This window comes from Burkholderia sp. AU31624 (genome assembly GCF_020420065.1).
Lineage (GTDB): Bacteria > Pseudomonadota > Gammaproteobacteria > Burkholderiales > Burkholderiaceae > Burkholderia.
This window is the reverse complement of sequence record NZ_JAIZRT010000001.1, coordinates 904,064-920,273: the sequence shown is the minus strand read 5'-3', so window position 1 is coordinate 920,273 and position 16,210 is coordinate 904,064. Positions and strand designations below refer to the sequence as shown.

Below are 16,210 nucleotides of genomic sequence, written 5' to 3'. Positions count from 1 at the left end.
GCGGCGCCCGGACAGAATGAGGGGAGACTTCATGAAGAAGCTGATAGTCGCGGGTGTCGTCGCAGGCGTGTCGACGCTCGCATCGGCCCAGCAGGCGGGCGACAACGTCGCGACGCTGGGCTGGCTGCACATCATGCCGCAGGATTCGACCAACGGGCTGACGACGAATCTGGCCGGCATGCCGATCAACGGGCCGCTGCGCCTGCCCGGGTCGTTCACGTCGCCGGGCACGAGCCTGACGGTCAATAACGCGGATACCGTCGGCCTCACGCTGACGCACTTCTTCACCGACCACATCGCGGTGACGTCGGTGCTCGGCGTGCCGCCCGAGTTCACGCTGACCGGGCACGGCACGATCCGGCCGCCCGGCCCGGCCGGCGCGCTCGGCAGCGTCAACATGGACAACCCGGCGAACCAGCCGGCGGTGAAGAACGCGCGGCAGTGGAGCCCGACGATCATTCTGCAGTACTACTTCAACTCGTCGACCGCGCGGTTCCGGCCGTTCGTCGGGATCGGCGTGGCCTACAGCTGGTTCAGCAACATCGAGCTGAACGGCAACTTCGCGAAGGACATCAACGAGAACCTCGGCAGCGTGCTTGCGGCCGGTGCCGGCAAGCCGGGGCCGACGTCGGTGGAGGGCAAGGCGTCGTCGTCGTTCACGCCGGTCTACAACGTCGGCGCGAGCTATGCGATCGACAAGCACTGGGGGCTCACGGCGACGCTGACCTACATGCCGCTGAAGACCTACTCGTCGCTCGTGATCAAGGCGGCCGACGGCTCGACGCTGGCCACCACGCGCACGCGGCTGAAGGCTGACCCGCTGATCACGTTCGTCGGGATTTCCTACAAGTTCTGAGCCGACCGGTGCGCATGACGCGCGCCGGCGGCTTCCTGCGACCGGCTGGCCGGACCACTCCGGCCGGACGATCGCGTTCCTGGCGGCGTGCCGCCATTTGTGAAGAGAGGGGGCAGTTCAAATGAGCATTCGCAAAATCGTATCGCTTGTTGCTGCAGTGGCTTTCACCGCGGTTTCGGCCGCGCCTGCTTTCGCAGTCACCGTTACGCGGGCCGACGGTCAGCCGATGAACCCGAACGGCGAGCCTTTTTCCGCGACCGGCCTCACGAACCTCAGCAAGGGGCAGATCGCCGCGGCCTGTAACGCGACCTTCAACGGCACGATCACGTCGACCGGCATCGTCAACATCACGTCGACGACGTTCTCGGGCGGTGCGACGTGCGGGCTGATCAACGGCAGCGCGAGCAGCGCGTCGCCGTGGACGGGGCAGGCCGACAGCACGACGCAGTTGACGATCAATAACGTCAAGGTGAACGTCACGCTGCTCGGTACCTGCGGGCCGAGCAAGGTCGTGACGACGTGGAGCGATCCGAACTCGTCGCTGACGTTCAACAACGCCACGCTGACGCCGGATTGCACGGTGGGCGGCACGGTCGCGACGTCGCCGAAGTTCCACGTGCAATAAGCGATCGCGGATCGAAGCGGGTGCCCGCCGCGTGCGAGGGCCGTGCGGCAGGCGCGGCGGGTATTCGCAGCTTCGATGGGTCCGTGCCGTCGCATGATTCGGCGCGTCGGCCGGATTCGTTCCGCAGAGCGGCCGTGTTTCTCGTGCAAGGCCGCCATATATCAAGAGAGAGGGCCATCCAGATGAAAATTCGTCAAATCGCATCGCTCGTTGCTGCAGCGGTGTTCACTGCGGTCTCGGCTGCGCCTGCTTTTGCGGTGACCGTTTCGCGCGTGGACGGCCAACCGATGAATCCGAACGGCGAGCCGTTCTCCGCGACGGGGCTGACCACGCTCAGCAAAAAGTCGATCGTCTCGAACTGCTCCGTGACGTTGAACGGGACGATTACGCCGGCGGGTACCGTCAATATCACGTCGGTGCAGTACAGCGGGGGGAACTGGTGTCCGGCGACCAGCAGTACCGCGAGCAGCGCGTCGCCGTGGACGGGGCAGGTGGACAGCGCGACACAGCTTTCGATCGACAACGCGCAGGTGGACTTCAAGCTGCTTGGCGCTTGCGGGCCGAGCAAGCTCGTGGCGGCATGGAACGATTCGAATGCATCGCTGACGTTCAACAATGCCGTTTGGACACCCGACTGCGTGTGGTCCGGCACGTTGATGGCATCGCCGAAGCTCCACGTGCAGTAAGCGTCGCTGAGTGAAGCCGGGCGCCTCTGGTGCACGAGGGCCGCGCGATAGGCATGGCCGACGCCTCATTCCCCGATGCAATCGTGTCGTCGCGCGTATCGGTGCGACGGCCGGCTGACCGCCCGTGTCGCGATCCGATCCGGGTGGACAGGCAGGGCTGGCGCGGCATGCCGCGCTGCCCGATTCGATTGAAACAACCAAATTCAAATTGGCCAGAACACTCCCGGAAGACCCATGCTTACCGATCCAGCAAAGTATGGAGATGCCCGCGGCGCGACGCCTGACCGGCTGCGCACGGCCGCGTGGCTGCAGTACCTGATCGAACGACTCGACGCCGCCGCTTGTGCAGTGGAGGCGAGTGACGTCGACAACACGACCGTCATCTCGTCATACGTGATACGCATGCGAGTGGGCGCGAACTTGTCCCGAGAAGCGACCGCGATTCTTGGTCGGCTCGCGCCGTGGATCGCGTCGGACGGTGGCGCCTGCGCATGCGATCTGACGGACCCGCGCGGCGCGTGCTCGCATGTACCTTCGATGCAGCAACTCGCCGAAGCCGAACGTAGCTGCCCGGGCTCGCGCGCCGTGTTCGACACTGCGTACGGTGTGATCGATGCGTGCGCATTCGACGATCCCGATGTCGGCTGGGCCGCGCTCGAGCGGATTGCCGGTGGTGTCGAATGCAACGGGGGCGATGACGGCGAATGCGCCGAACATGAAAAGGGCGCGCACGGCGACACGCCGGCCGCGAAGAACCTGAGAGAAAGGCTGGCCGTTGCCGCGGCGGCGAATGGAGAAACGTCGGCCATGCCGGGCGCCGTCATCGACGCGATCGTGCTGCGCGTGTGCGGGCCGCGCGACGATGCATCGCGCATCGACGAGATGGCGGCGCTCGTGACGTTCTCGGCCGCGCTTGCTGCCGGCGACGGGACTTCTGTTGCCGCGTATGGCGGTCAGCACAACCTCGTTGCGCGGGCGATCCGCACGCATCGTGCCGATCTCGCGTCGGTGGACGGGCTGCTCGCGGCGTTATCCGTGTGCAGGCTCGATCGACTCGTCGGCGCGGGCAGTTTCTGGGCCTACTACCTGCTGGCGGGCATCGTGATTGCAGCGCCGGATGCCGTTCGGGAAGTTGGTCGCCGCTTTCATGGTGATGAATGGCAGGCGTGGCTCGATCACGTGCTCGCGTGGCCGGCGGTCAGTCGATTCGGGCCGAAGGAGGACGTCGCGTTCGAAGGCCTGCAAGGTGCGATGAGCCTGACGTCGCGATGGAATCCGATCGTTCGCGGCAAGCGGATGCGGAAGCGGGGTGTTGGGACGCCCTGATTCGGGGAACACGTAGGACACGGCCGGCTGGTGCATCGCCTTGGCCAAAGCAACACGCAAGGATTCCAAACGAATCGCGCACGAGCACCCTGGCTCGCGCCGAAGTGCCAGCCTCGTTCGCAAGCGCGAACGGGCATCAGGCGGCGCGCTGAGCCTTCGTGCCGTCGGCGCCCACGCCGTCCACGCCATCTATCCTTCCTGACCGCCTGACCGCCTGACCGCCTGACCGCCTGACCGCCTGACCGCCTGACCGCCAGACCGCCAGACCGCCAGACCGCCTCGCGCCTCCCCGATCCAGGCACCCTCGACCGAACGCAGTATGATTCCGCAGGCGGTGCCAGCGATCACTCCGTCGTAACGGCCCGCCCGCACCGCCAAAGATCTGCCAAGCTTGTTGTAAGCCGGACGCAAACAGCCGCCGCGTGAGAGCGCCGCCGCGAACCCGCCTCCGGACCCCCTTCATCGAAACGGTCAGTCAGATGTCAAAGCAAAACAAGAAGATCCTCCTCCTGAGCGTCAGCGCCGGCGCCGGCCATACCCGGGCGGCCGAAGCGATCCGCGCGTTCGCCGACCGCCACCCCGCCGGTATCGAAGCCACCCACCTGGACGTGATGGATTTCGTATCCACCGGCTTCCGCAAGCTGTACACCGATCTCTACATCAAGCTCGTCAGCAGCCAGCCGGCGCTGTGGGGCTACCTGTACCAGAAGACCGACGAAGTCGATCCCGCCGCGCCGTCGCAGAAGATCCGGCGCGCGATCGAGCGGCTCAATTGCCGGGCACTGCTCGCGGAGATCGAGCGGCAGCGCCCGGACGCGATCATCTGCACGCACTTCCTGCCTGCCGAACTGCTGTCGCGCGAGATCCGCAAGGGGCGCGTCGATACGCCGGTGTGGGTGCAGGTCACCGATTTCGACCTGCACAGCATGTGGGTCGTGCCGAACATGCGCGGCTATTTCGCGGCCAACGACGAGATCGCGTGGCGCATGCATGCGCGCGGCATGGCGCCCGACACGGTGCACGTCAGCGGTATCCCGATCATGCCGGCATTCGGCCAGCCGCTCGATCGCGCGGCCTGCGCGGCCGAATTTGGCCTCGATCCCGCGCGCCGCACCTTTCTGATGATGTCCGGCGGCGCGGGTCTCGGCGGCCTCGACGTGCTGGCCGCGCGCCTGCTCGAGATGGAGGCCGACTTCCAGTTGATCGCACTGGCCGGCAAGAACAAGGCGATGCTGGCGTCGTTGCAGGAACTGGCCGCGCGGCATCCGGGCCGGCTGTTTCCGCAGGGCTTCACGCAGCAGGTCGAGCGCCTGATGGCCTGCGCCGATCTCGTGATCACGAAGCCGGGCGGCCTGACGACGTCCGAATGTCTGGCGATGCAGTTGCCGATGATCGTCAACTCGCCGATTCCGGGCCAGGAAGAGCGCAATGCGGATTTCCTGCTCGAACAGGGTGTCGCGCTGAAGGCGATCGACGACGATGCGCTCGTCTACCGGATTCGAGCGTTGCTGCAGACGCCCGAGCGTCTTGCCGACATGCGCCGCCGTCTCGCGCCGCTCGGGCGGCCGCTCGCCGGCCGCTTCGTGCTCGATCGCGTGCTGGGCCTGGAGCCGGCCGCATGAGCGTCGCGCGTTTTGTGCCGACGCGCCATACGGTGTTCGTCGTTGCGTGGGTGGTGCTGCTAGCGTACTTCTTCGCGAACGTCGAGATCCAGATCGAGGGCAGCGCGGGCTGGGCCGCCAACTTGCCGACGTGGCGCATCGAGCATCACTGGCTACTCGACCTCTTCTGGGGCGGGCGGCCGATGACCGGCTACCACGCGTGGGTGTTCCCGTTCGTCGCGCTGTTCTTTCACCTGCCGGCCGTGTTCAACGGGCGGTGGTCGTGGCGCATCGAAGCGCGGATCATCGCGTGCATCATGGTGTTCTGGCTGACCGAGGATTTCCTGTGGTTCGTGCTGAATCCGGCCTATGGCCTGGCCCGCTTCAATCCGGCGAACGTGCCGTGGCATATCCACTGGCTGGGCGTGGCCCCGACCGACTACTGGACGATGAGCGCCGCCGCGATCGTGCTGTTCATCGTTTCCCGCGAGCGCAAGCGCGCCTTTTACTGATCTCCGACCCGACATGAAAATCGCCATCATTGCCGCGATCGCCGTCACGCTTGCCGGGCGCGTGCAGCCGGCCCACGCGGACCCGGCCTCCGAGGTGTCCGCCCGGCCGATCAAATGGGCACAGAACGTGACCGATGCGCATGTGAACAACCTGCACCGCATCACGCCGACGCTGTATCGCAGCGCCCAGCTGTCGCGCTCGGACGTGCCGGAGCTGCAGAAGCTCGGCATCCGCAAGGTCATCAGCTTCCGGTCGTTTCACGCGGACGACACCATCCTGGCCGGCACGCAGATCCGGATGCAGCGCATCCGGATCAACACGTGGGACATCCGCGACGAGGACATGGTGACCGCGCTGAAGGCGCTGCGCACGGCCGACCAGGACGGCCCGGTGCTGATCCACTGCCAGCACGGCGCCGATCGTACCGGCCTCGTGTCGGCGTTGTACCGGATGGTGTATCAGGGCTGGACGCGCGAGCAGGCGCTCGATGAACTGCAGCACGGCGGCTACGGGTTCCATCCGATCTGGCAGAACATCACGAACTACTTGAAAAACGTCGACGTCGAGCGCTTGAAGCGGGAAGTGAACAGCGGCTGAGGATCCCATGCAAAACGCCGCCGACAATGGCTGTCGGCGGCGTTTTGAAAAGTACGTCGATGCGCGGGCAACACGCCTGCCGCGGTCAGACCGTCTCCGGCTGCCGCACGGCCTTCGCGACATTGCGGGCCATCGCCCCGTTTGCGACGAAGTAAGGCACATCCACCCGCGCAAGCGGCTTGCGCCCGCGAATCTTGTCCGCGATCTTCTCGGCGATCATGATGGTCGGCGCGTTGAGGTTGCCGGTCGTGATGATCGGCATGATCGACGCATCGACGACGCGCAGCCCTTCGAGCCCGTGCACGCGGCCTTCTTCATCGACCACGGCCATGTCGTCGTAACCCATCTTGCATGAGCACGACGGATGGAACGCGGTCTCCGCGCGGGCGCGCACGAACGCGTCGAGTTCCTTGTCGGACTTGCAGCCGGCGCCCGGATTCAGCTCGCGGCCGCGATATCGATCCAGCGCGGGCTGCCGCATGATCTCGCGCGTCGCACGGATCGCATCGCGGAACTCGCGCCAGTCGAGCGCTTCGGCCATGTAGTTGAACAGGATGCTCGGATGGTCGTTCGGATCGCGCGAGCGCAGCTTTACGCGGCCGCGGCTCGGCGAGCGCATCGAGCCGACGTGCGCCTGGAAGCCGTGCATCTCGATCGCGTTCGAGCCGTTGTAGTTGATCGCAACAGGCAGGAAGTGATACTGGATGTTCGGCCACGGATCGTCGTCGCGCGTGCGGATGAAACCGCCCGCCTCGAAGTGGTTGCTCGCGCCGAGGCCGGTGCCGTTCAGCATCCATTCGAGGCCGATCTTCGGCTGGTTCCACCACTTGAGCGCCGGGTACAGCGAGACCGGCTCCTTGCACTCGTACTGGATGTACATCTCCAGGTGATCCTGCAGGTTCTGGCCGACACCGGGCAGGTCGAGCACGACGGGAATGTCGAGTGCCTTCAGCCATGCGCCGGGGCCGACGCCCGAGCGCTGCAGCAGTTGCGGCGACGCGATCGCGCCGCTGCACACGAGCACTTCGCGGCGCGCATGCGCGGTCGCGCGTTCGCTGCCGCGCAGGTACGTGACGCCCGACGCGCGCTTGCCGTCGAACAGGATGCGATCGGCGAGCGCGTGCGTGACGATCTCGAGGTTCGATCGCACCTTGGCCTGGTCGAGGTAGCCGCGCGCGGTGCTGGCGCGGCGGCCCTTCGGCGTGACGGTGCGGTCCATCGGGCCGAAGCCTTCCTGCTGATAGCCGTTCAGATCATCCGTGCGCGGATAGCCGGCCTGCACGCCCGCATCGACCATCGCCTCGAACAGCGGGTTCACGCCCGGCTTGCTGGTCGTGACCGACACGGGGCCGCTGCCGCCGTGATAGTCGTTCGGGCCGACGTCGCGCGTTTCGGCCTTCTTGAAGTACGGCAGGCAGTCGAGATACGTCCAGTTCTCGAGGCCCTTGTGCGTCGACCAGTTGTCGTAGTCGAGCGCGTTGCCGCGGATGTAGCACATGCCGTTGATCAGCGACGAGCCGCCGAGCCCCTTGCCGCGGCCGCATTCCATCCGGCGGTTGTCCATGTGCGGCTCGGGGTCGGTTTCGTAGGCCCAGTTGTAGCGGCGGCCCTGCAGCGGGTAGGCGAGGGCGGCCGGCATCTGCGTGCGGAAGTCGAAGCGGTAGTCGGGGCCACCTGCTTCGAGCAGCAGCACCGTCACGTCCGGATCTTCCGTCAGGCGCGTTGCGAGCACGTTGCCCGCGGAACCTGCGCCGCAGATGATGTAGTCGTATTCGCGTGTCGTCATGACGGTCAGTCTCCTTTCGTGATCCTTAAAACACCGGGTTGTAGCGGCCGAGCTCGACCTGCACCGACTTGATTCGAGTGTAGTGCTCGAGCGTCGTGATGCCGTTCTCGCGTCCGACACCGGATTGCTTGTATCCGCCAACCGGCATCTCGGCCGGCGATTCGCCCCACGTGTTGATCCAGCAGATGCCGGCTTCGAGGCGATGGATCGTGCGGTGCGCGCGCGACAGGTTCTCGGTCACGACGCCGGCCGCGAGGCCGTAGTGCGTGTCGTTCGCGCGGGCGATCACTTCGTCCTCCGATTCGAAGTCGAGGATGCTCATCACCGGCCCGAAGATTTCCTCGCGGACGATCTTCATGTCGTCGCGGCAATCGCCGAACACGGTCGGCGCGACGTACTGGCCGCTGCCGAAGTGGCCATCCGTCAGGCGCGTGCCGCCCGCGAGCAGCTTCGCGCCTTCTGCCTTGCCGCTTTCGATGAAGCCGAGCACCTTGTCGAGCTGCGCGGCCGACACGAGCGGGCCGAAGTTGGTATCGGCATCGGTCGGCTTGCCGACGCGGATGCGCTTCACGCGTTCGAGCACACGCTGCGTGAATGCATCCTTGATCGAGCGGTGCACGAACACGCGCGTGCCGTTCGTGCAGACCTGGCCCGAGCTGAAGAAGTTGGCGGTCACCGCGATGTCGGCCGCGCGGTCGAGGTCCGCGTCGTCGAACACGATCAGCGGCGACTTGCCGCCGAGCTCCATCGTCACTTCCTTCAGCGACGATGCACCGGCCAGCGACATCACCTTCTTGCCGGTTTCGACGCCGCCGGTGAACGACACCTTCGCGATGTCCGGGTGGCCGGTCAGCAGCGCGCCGACCGAGCCGTCACCCTGCACGACGTTGAACACACCGGCCGGCACGCCGGCTTCCGTATAGATTTCCGCGAGCTTCAGCGCGGTGAGCGGCGTGACTTCGCTCGGCTTGAACACCATCGCGTTGCCGGCCGCGAGCGCGGGGGCCGTCTTCCAGCATGCGATCTGGATCGGGTAGTTCCACGCGCCGATGCCCGCGCACACGCCGAGCGGCTCGCGGCGCGTGTAGACGAACGACTCGGCGCGCAGTGGCACCTGCAGCCCTTCGATCGCGGTCGCGAGGCCCGCGTAGTACTCGATCACGTCCGCGCCGGTGACGATGTCGACCGCGAGCGTCTCGCCGATCGGCTTGCCCGTGTCGCGCGTTTCCAGCGCCGCGAGTGCGTCGTTGCGCTCGCGCAGCAGGTCGACCGCGCGGCGCAGGATGCGCGAGCGCTGCATCGCGGTCATCGCGGCCCATGCACGCTGGCCTTCCTGCGCGGACGCCACCGCGCGGTCGACGTCGGCCGCGCTGGCCTGCTGCACCTGCGCGAGCAGTTCGCCGGTGGCGGGATCGAAGGTGTCGAAAGTCTTGCCGCTCGTGGCGTCGACGTAACCGCCGCCGATGTAGAGGCGCTGCAAACCGAATACGGACATGAGGATCTCCTTGAGGGCGACTGCGTCGCGCGTCAGTCCGACGCGAGCAGCAGGTCGATGTAATCGTGGGCGAGCTTCAATGCAGCCCGGGTGTCGATGGGGCCGCCGGCGAGTGCGCCGCGCAGCCACAGGCCGTCGATCAGCGCGGCGAGGCCGCTGGCGGCTTCGCGCGCTTGCGTGCGCGGCAACGCCTTCGCGAATTCGGCGCACAGGTTCGAGTGGAGGCGCCGCGTGTTGACGTGCTGCAGGCGCTTGAGCATCGGGTCGTGCATGCTCTGCGACCAGAACGCGAGCCAGGTCTTCATCACGGGCGCGCTGACCTGCGTGACGTCGAAGTTCGCGGCGACGATCGCGCGCAGCCGGGCGCGCGGATCCTTGCGTGCCGCCACGCGGCGGCGCGTGGTGGCCGACCACAGGTCGCGCAGCACGTGCCGCATCGTCGCTTCGAGCAGGCCGTCCTTGTCGCCGAAGTAGTGGCTGACGATGCCCGTCGAGATGTTCGCGCGTTGCGCGACCGACGCGAGCGTCGTGCCGGGCAGGCCCGCTTCGTCGATCGAGCGCAGCGTGGCGTCGATCAACTGCGCGCGGCGAATCTCCCGCATTCCGACTTTCGGCATCGCGACTCCCTTCGCCCGCACGGGCCGTCCATGGAAGTCGAGAGCTTAGCGGTTTTTTATTGATCGTTCAATCAACAAAAAATCGGGGTCTGACGGTGGCGGCAGGCGCCCGGGAGGTGAACGGGGCCCCCGATCGCGCGTTGTGCAGGTGCGGAAAAATGATTGAAAGATGTTTAAAAAAGATGGAGTTTGTTTAAAACGCTTTCAGAAGCGAGCAATCAATCCGGTTAATCGTTGCAGGTGTCGAATCGATTACGGAATGAAAGAGTAATGAGCCGTGTGATATTTGGTTAAGCACGGAAGTCGACGCGCGAAACGGCGTCACGATTCATTCATGAAAATCCGTTTGAAATAGCCGAATGAAACGACATAACATATTGATTATAAATGGAAGTGTGTCAACTAAGCGGGGATCGACTGCCGTTCCGCAAACGATTGCGACCGCCCTCGACCGAATTCCGCTTACCATAAAAAATGCGGGAATAATTTGAATCTGCCGTATTTCCTAACTGAGTAGAGGGTATCGTTGGAATGACTTGAGTCAGTAATATTGTCCGTATTAGTATGGCGCCGCACTACGAGGAATGAATCGATGCCGCCGGTATTGCCGCGGTGCATTGGCCAATCGCGCGATTCGGATCGCGCGTGACACACCGGCGCAGTCATTGCGCACCTGCAGCATGCCGCGACGTCGAGACGCCGCATCCACCGGAGAACGACGATGCTGACCGAAAAACACGTGGTCCCGTTGCCGAATGGTCTGAAGGTCTACGTCGAACGGAACGTGTTCGACCCGGCGTTCGACACGGCAATGCTCGTCAACGGCGCGCTCGCGACGACCGCGTCGTTCGGGCAGACCGTCCAGTATCTCGGCGAGCGGATGAACACGATCTGCTTCGACCTGCCGTATGCGGGGCAGTCGCGCCAGCACAACCCGGGCTGCTTCATCCTGACGAAGGACGACGAAGCCGCGATCCTGCAGCACCTGGTCGAGCGCTTCGCGCCGGCGTACCTCGTGTCGGTGTCGTGGGGCGGCGTCGCGTCGCTGTTCGCGCTCGCACGCGGCTGCCCGAGCGTGCGGCGCGCGGCGATCTGCTCGTTCTCGCCGTTCCTGAACGACGCGATGGTCGACTACGTGACGCGCGCCCGCGACCACATCGCGGCCGGCGAGAACCTGAAGGCCGCGCAGCTGCTGAACGACACCGTCGGCCGCTACCTGCCGCGCATCATGAAGCTGTACAACTACCGGTATCTCACGCGCCTGCCGCGCGACGAGCAAGACCAGGTCGCATTCCACGTCGACCAGATCCTGTCGCTGCAGCCGGAGCGCTACCTCAGCGAGTTCTCGAACATCGGCTGCGAGCTGCTGTTCCTGAACGGCGAGCGCGACGAGTACACGACGCCCGCCGACGTGCGCCAGCTCGGCGCGCACGTGCCGCGCGCACGGTTCGCGACGGTGCCGGACGCCGGCCACTTCCTCGACATCGAAGGCCGCGCGCAGCGCGAATACACGCGCTCGGCGTTGCTCGACTTTTTCTGCGGCGGGTCGCAGCTCGCCGCGGGCATGGCGCTCGCCGCCGCGCAGTCGTGCGTGCCTGCTCCGATGCACGCGCTGTCGTCGTGACGCAGCACACCGTGCGTCCGATACGCGCGGCGCTCCCGAATTCCCATCCCAACGAGGCAGGCCCGCCGTGAATATCGTTCAGACCATCGCCATCGTCGTTCCGTGGGCCGTGTGGCTCGCCTACTGGATCGCCACTTCGCAAGGCGTGAAGACGACCGTGCGCAAGGAAGCGTCGCGCTCGCGCACGTTGCAGTCGATTCCGCTGATCGTCGGCGGCGCGCTGATCATCCTGCCCGATCCGTCGTGGCAGGCGCTCGTGCCGGACTGGCAGCGCTTCGGCCTGCAGGCGCAGTGCGGGCTCGCGGTGCTGGTGGCCGGCCTGCTGTTCTCGGTGTGGGCGCGGCTGCACCTCGGCACGAACTGGAGCGTGTCGGTCACGCTGAAGGAAGACCATGAGCTCGTCCGCACGGGGCCGTATGGGCTCGTGCGTCACCCGATCTATACGGGCTGCCTGATCGCGCTCGTCGGCGCCGCGCTGATCGGCGGCGAATGGCGCGGCGCGATCGGCGTGCTGCTCGTGTTCGCGTCGCTCGCGTACAAGGTGCGCGTCGAGGAAAGCTGGCTGACCGGGTATTTCGGGCCGGCGTACACGCAGTACCGTCGCGAAGTCGCGGCGCTGATTCCCGGCTTCTACTGAACCACGCGAGGCGCGCGATGGCGAAGATGATCGTGACCGCGATCGGCTCGGCGGGCGACGTGCATCCGCTGCTCGGTGTCGCACGCACGCTCGCGGCGCGCGGTCACGACGTCGTGTTCTGCACGCATGCGCCGTTCGAGGCGGTCGTGCGCCATTGCGGGTTCGCCTTCGTGCCGATCGGCACCGCGGCCGACTACGAGGCCGCGATGGCGAACCCCGCGCTGTGGGATTCGCGCACGTCGTTTCGCACGCTGTGGGCGGTGATCGCGCCGACGCTGCGCCCGCATTACGACGCGCTGCGCGCGCTGACCGACGACGATACGGTGCTCGTCGGCACGCTGTGGGCGTTCTCCGCGCGCTTCATGCAGGAGCTGCACGGCACGCCGTACGTGTCGGTGCAGGTGTCGCCGTCGACGCTGCTGTCCGCGCATGCGCCGCCGACGCACCCGCGCCTGACGATTCCCGCGCGCTGGCCGCTGCCCGTGAAGGCGGCGCTGATGACGCTGATCGAGCGGCAGGTGCTCGATCGCGCATGCGGCCCCGCGCTCAACGCGGTGCGCCGCGCGCTCGGGCTCGCGCCGGCGCGGCGTGTGCTGGGCCGCTGGCTGCATTCGACCGATGGCGTGCTGTGCCTGTTTCCCGGCTGGTTCGCGCCGCCGCAGCCGGACTGGCCGTCGAATCATCTGCAAAGCGGCTTCCCGTTGTTCAACGATATTGCGACGCCTGAAGACGATGTGGCACTCGATGCGTATCTCGCGGCCGGTGAACCCCCGGTCGTGTTCACGGCCGGTTCGACACGCGTCGATCACGCGGCATACGCGCGCGCGGTGGCGGACGCGCTGCGCGCGACCGGCGCGCGCGGGATCCTGCTGACGCCGCACGATGCGGTGCCGGACAGTGACCGCTTGCTCGTGCGCCGCTTCGTGCCGATGCGCACGCTGCTCCCACGCTGCCGCGCGCTCGTGCATCACGGCGGGATCGGCACGGCGGCGCTCGCGTGCGAAGCCGGCATCGTGCAAGTCGTCACGCCGTTCGCACACGATCAGTTCGACAACGCGCAACGCGTCGTCGCGAACGGCTGCGGCGTGCGGGTCGACGGCCCGCTCGACGGCGCGCGGCTCGGCGCGGCGCTCGCGCGCGTGCTCGACGAACCTGCGTTCGCGGTGCATGCGGCGCGTACGCGTGCGCTGCTCGCGGCCGCGCCGGACGGCTGCAACGCGGCCGCCGATTTCATCGAACGGTTCGTGCCGAAGCGCGGGCGGGCGCGCGCGCGGGCCGATGTCGCGGTGGCCGGCGCATGAGCACCGCGTCGCCGCTTCACGACGGGCCGGTCGCGCCGTCCGCGTTCGACGCGCCGGCGCCTGTGCCGGCCGCGCGGCCGGTGCGCGGCATCCGGCTCGCGCTGCTGACGTTCGCGCTGTCGCTCGCGACTTTCATCGAGGTGCTCGACTCGACCGTGACGAACGTCGCGGTGCCGGCGGTCTCCGGCAGTCTCGGCGTATCGAACAGCCAGGGCACGTGGGTGATCAGCTCGTATTCGGTCGCGGCCGCGATCGCGGTGCCGCTGACGGGCTGGCTCGCGCGCCGCGTCGGCGAGTTGCGGCTGTTCGTCGGCGCGATCCTGCTGTTCACGCTGACGTCGCTGCTGTGCGGGCTCGCGCGCGACCTGCACGTGCTGGTGATCTGCCGCGCGCTGCAGGGGCTGTTTTCCGGGCCGATGGTGCCGCTGTCGCAGACGATCCTGCTGCGCACATTTCCGCCGGACAAGCGCACGATCGCGCTCGCGCTGTGGGCGATGACGGTGCTGCTCGCGCCGATCTTCGGGCCGGTGGTCGGCGGCTGGATCGTCGACAACTTCTCGTGGCCGTGGATCTTCCTCATCAATTTGCCGATCGGGCTGTTCTCGTTCGCGGTCTGCACCGCGATGCTGCGCCCTGACGCGCAACGCGGCGAGGCCGGCCCGATCGACGTGCCGGGCATCGTGCTGCTCGTGATCGGCGTCGGCTCGCTGCAGGCGATGCTCGATCTCGGCCACGATCGCGGCTGGTTCGGCTCGCCGCTGATCGTCACGCTCGCGGTGGTCGCGGCGCTGTCGATCGTGTCGCTGCTGATCTGGGAGGCGGGCGAAGCGCATCCCGTCGTCGATCTCAGCCTGTTCCGCGATCGTACGTTCTCGTTCTGTGTGCTGATCATCTCGCTCGGGATGATGAGCTTCTCGGTGGTCGGCGTCGTGTTTCCGCTGTGGATGCAGGCCGTGATGGGCTACAACGCGTTTCACGCGGGGCTCGCCACGGCGTCGCTCGGCGTGCTCGCGCTGGTGTTCTCGATCCTCGTCGGGCTGCACGCGCATCGCTTCGACGCGCGCGTGCTCGCGACCTTCGGCTTCCTCGTGTTCGCGGCCGTGCTCGCGTGGGATGCGCATTTCACGCTGAAGATGACGTTCGCGCAGATCGCCGCGCCGGGGCTGATCCAGGGGATCGGGCTGCCGTGCTTCTTCATTCCGCTGACCGCCGCGACGCTGTCGCGCATTCCGGACGACCGGCTCGCGGCCGCGTCGAGCCTGTCGAACTTCCTGCGCACGCTGTCCGCCGCGTTCGGCACCGCGATGAGCGTGACGCTGTGGGACAACCGCGCGACCTATCACTACGACGTCGTGTCGCAATCCGTCACGCACGCGTCGGCGAACACGCAGCGCTTCGTGCATACGCTGAACGCGATGGGCGTGGACGGCGTGCGCGAGCTGTCGACGCTGCACCAGGTCGTGATGCAGCAGGCCTACATGATGGCGACCAACGACATGTTCTGGATGGCGAGCATGACGTGTCTCGCCCTCGCGGCAATGATGTGGCTGACGCGGCCGAAACGCGGCGCGGCGGCGTCGTTCGGGCATTGAGGAGAGGAACATGACGACACTCGGCGCACTCGTGATCCTGTATCACCCGAGCGATGCACAGCTCGACGCGCTCGGCGCATGGCGGCACGCGTGCGACGCGCTGCTCGTCGTCGACAACACGCCGCAGCCCGATGCGCGGGCCCGCGAGCTGTGCGCGCGCGAGGGCATCGCGCTGCTGCATCACGGCAATCGCGGCGGCATCGCGGGCGCGTACAACGCGGGGCTCGCGGCGTTGTTTCGCGATCGGATCGACGCCGTCGCGCTGTTCGACCAGGATTCGTCGGTGCCGGCCGCGTATTTCCCCGCGATGCGCGAAGTCTGCGCGGGGCTCGGCGGGCGCCCGTTCCTGGCGGGCCCGCGCATTTTCGACGAAAACGCGCGCAGCTTCCTGCCCGAACTGTCGACCAACGGGATCGGGCTGCGCCGCCTGCGCATCGAGCCGGGCGCGTCGTTGCAGCGCTGCGCGTTCCTGATTTCGTCGGGCTGCGTCGTGTCGCGCGCCGCGTTCGACGTGCTCGGCCGCTTCGACGAGACACTGTTCATCGATCACGTCGATACCGAATACAGTTTCCGCGCGTTGTCGCGCAACGTGCCGCTCTATGTCGTGCCGACGCTGGTGCTGCCGCACCGGATCGGCGCGAAGCAGCGTCATGCGCTCGGCCCTTTTGAAATGACGTCGATGAATCACTCGTGGCAACGGCGCTATTACAGCGCGCGCAATGCGGTGCAGCTCGGGATGCAGTACGGGTTGCGCTTTCCGGTGGCGATCGTGCCGAACCTGTTGACGATATGGCAGGTCGTGCAGATCGCGCTCGTCGAACGCGACAAGCGCGCGAAGCTCGCCGGCATCCTGTTCGGTGTCGCGGATGGCCTGTTCGGCCGGCTCGGCCCGCTCGAACGCACGCGGCCGCGTCTGGCCGCGCGTGCGCAACGCGTGCAGCAGGGATGAGGGAC

Annotated in this window: 15 protein-coding genes; 12 read left to right on the top strand and 3 right to left on the bottom strand. The window is 66.8% G+C overall.

Annotated elements, in window-relative coordinates; translation table 11 throughout:
* The first annotated feature begins 31 nt into the window (after positions 1-31).
* The 7 genes from LGM89_RS04245 (at position 32) to LGM89_RS04215 (ending at position 6,204) form a co-directional block, all read left to right on the top strand.
* The gene (locus LGM89_RS04245) at positions 32-856 is read left to right on the top strand and encodes an OmpW/AlkL family protein (protein WP_089496322.1); all 825 of its coding nucleotides are present in this window, start codon (positions 32-34) and stop codon (positions 854-856) included.
* A gap of 121 nt (positions 857-977) precedes the next feature.
* Positions 978-1,481, top strand: coding sequence for an activator protein (locus LGM89_RS04240; protein ID WP_089496323.1), 504 nt, complete (start codon positions 978-980; stop codon positions 1,479-1,481).
* A gap of 182 nt (positions 1,482-1,663) precedes the next feature.
* On the top strand, positions 1,664-2,167 hold the full coding sequence (locus LGM89_RS04235; RefSeq protein ID WP_226272474.1) for an activator protein: 504 nt from the start codon (positions 1,664-1,666) through the stop codon (positions 2,165-2,167).
* Positions 2,168-2,401: 234 nt separating this feature from the next.
* Entirely contained in the window at positions 2,402-3,493 is a 1,092-nt protein-coding gene (locus LGM89_RS04230) for a hypothetical protein (RefSeq protein WP_226272369.1), read from the top strand.
* A 479-nt stretch (positions 3,494-3,972) separates the two neighbouring features.
* On the top strand, positions 3,973-5,115 hold the full coding sequence (locus tag LGM89_RS04225; RefSeq protein WP_226272368.1) for an MGDG synthase family glycosyltransferase: 1,143 nt from the start codon (positions 3,973-3,975) through the stop codon (positions 5,113-5,115).
* Positions 5,112-5,606 (top strand): hypothetical protein, encoded by a 495-nt coding sequence (locus LGM89_RS04220; protein WP_039369514.1) that lies wholly within the window; start codon positions 5,112-5,114, stop codon positions 5,604-5,606. Before LGM89_RS04225 ends, LGM89_RS04220 begins: the two co-directional genes overlap by 4 nt.
* Positions 5,607-5,619: 13 nt before the next feature.
* On the top strand, positions 5,620-6,204 hold the full coding sequence (locus LGM89_RS04215; protein WP_226272367.1) for a dual specificity protein phosphatase family protein: 585 nt from the start codon (positions 5,620-5,622) through the stop codon (positions 6,202-6,204).
* A gap of 85 nt (positions 6,205-6,289) precedes the next feature.
* Here the strand turns inward: LGM89_RS04215 and betA are convergent, their stop codons facing one another.
* From betA to betI, 3 genes are read right to left on the bottom strand one after another with little or no spacing between them, the layout of a single operon-like run.
* Positions 6,290-7,990 carry a choline dehydrogenase gene (gene betA / locus LGM89_RS04210; protein WP_226272366.1) on the bottom strand — a complete coding sequence of 567 codons (1,701 nt, stop codon included), beginning with the start codon at positions 7,988-7,990 and terminating at the stop codon, positions 6,290-6,292.
* A 25-nt stretch (positions 7,991-8,015) separates the two neighbouring features.
* Positions 8,016-9,485 carry a betaine-aldehyde dehydrogenase gene (betB, locus tag LGM89_RS04205; protein ID WP_226272365.1) on the bottom strand — a complete coding sequence of 490 codons (1,470 nt, stop codon included), beginning with the start codon at positions 9,483-9,485 and terminating at the stop codon, positions 8,016-8,018.
* 32 nt (positions 9,486-9,517) lie between these two features.
* Entirely contained in the window at positions 9,518-10,102 is a 585-nt protein-coding gene (gene betI, locus LGM89_RS04200; protein WP_089426825.1) for a transcriptional regulator BetI, read from the bottom strand.
* A 721-nt stretch (positions 10,103-10,823) separates the two neighbouring features.
* Here betI and LGM89_RS04195 point away from each other — a divergent pair.
* From LGM89_RS04195 to LGM89_RS04175, 5 genes are all read left to right on the top strand, one after another.
* Entirely contained in the window at positions 10,824-11,726 is a 903-nt protein-coding gene (locus tag LGM89_RS04195) for an alpha/beta fold hydrolase (RefSeq protein WP_089429040.1), read from the top strand.
* Between the two features lie 67 nt (positions 11,727-11,793).
* Positions 11,794-12,363, top strand: coding sequence for a methyltransferase family protein (locus LGM89_RS04190; RefSeq protein WP_046549619.1), 570 nt, complete (start codon positions 11,794-11,796; stop codon positions 12,361-12,363).
* Between the two features lie 17 nt (positions 12,364-12,380).
* The gene (locus LGM89_RS04185) at positions 12,381-13,664 is read left to right on the top strand and encodes a glycosyltransferase (RefSeq protein WP_226272364.1); all 1,284 of its coding nucleotides are present in this window, start codon (positions 12,381-12,383) and stop codon (positions 13,662-13,664) included.
* Positions 13,661-15,256, top strand: a complete 1,596-nt coding sequence (locus LGM89_RS04180; RefSeq protein WP_226272363.1) for a DHA2 family efflux MFS transporter permease subunit — start codon at positions 13,661-13,663, stop codon at positions 15,254-15,256. The genes LGM89_RS04185 and LGM89_RS04180 overlap by 4 nt, the downstream gene beginning before the upstream one ends.
* A gap of 10 nt (positions 15,257-15,266) precedes the next feature.
* Entirely contained in the window at positions 15,267-16,205 is a 939-nt protein-coding gene (locus LGM89_RS04175) for a glycosyltransferase family 2 protein (RefSeq protein WP_226272362.1), read from the top strand.
* The last annotated feature ends 5 nt before the right edge of the window (positions 16,206-16,210 follow it).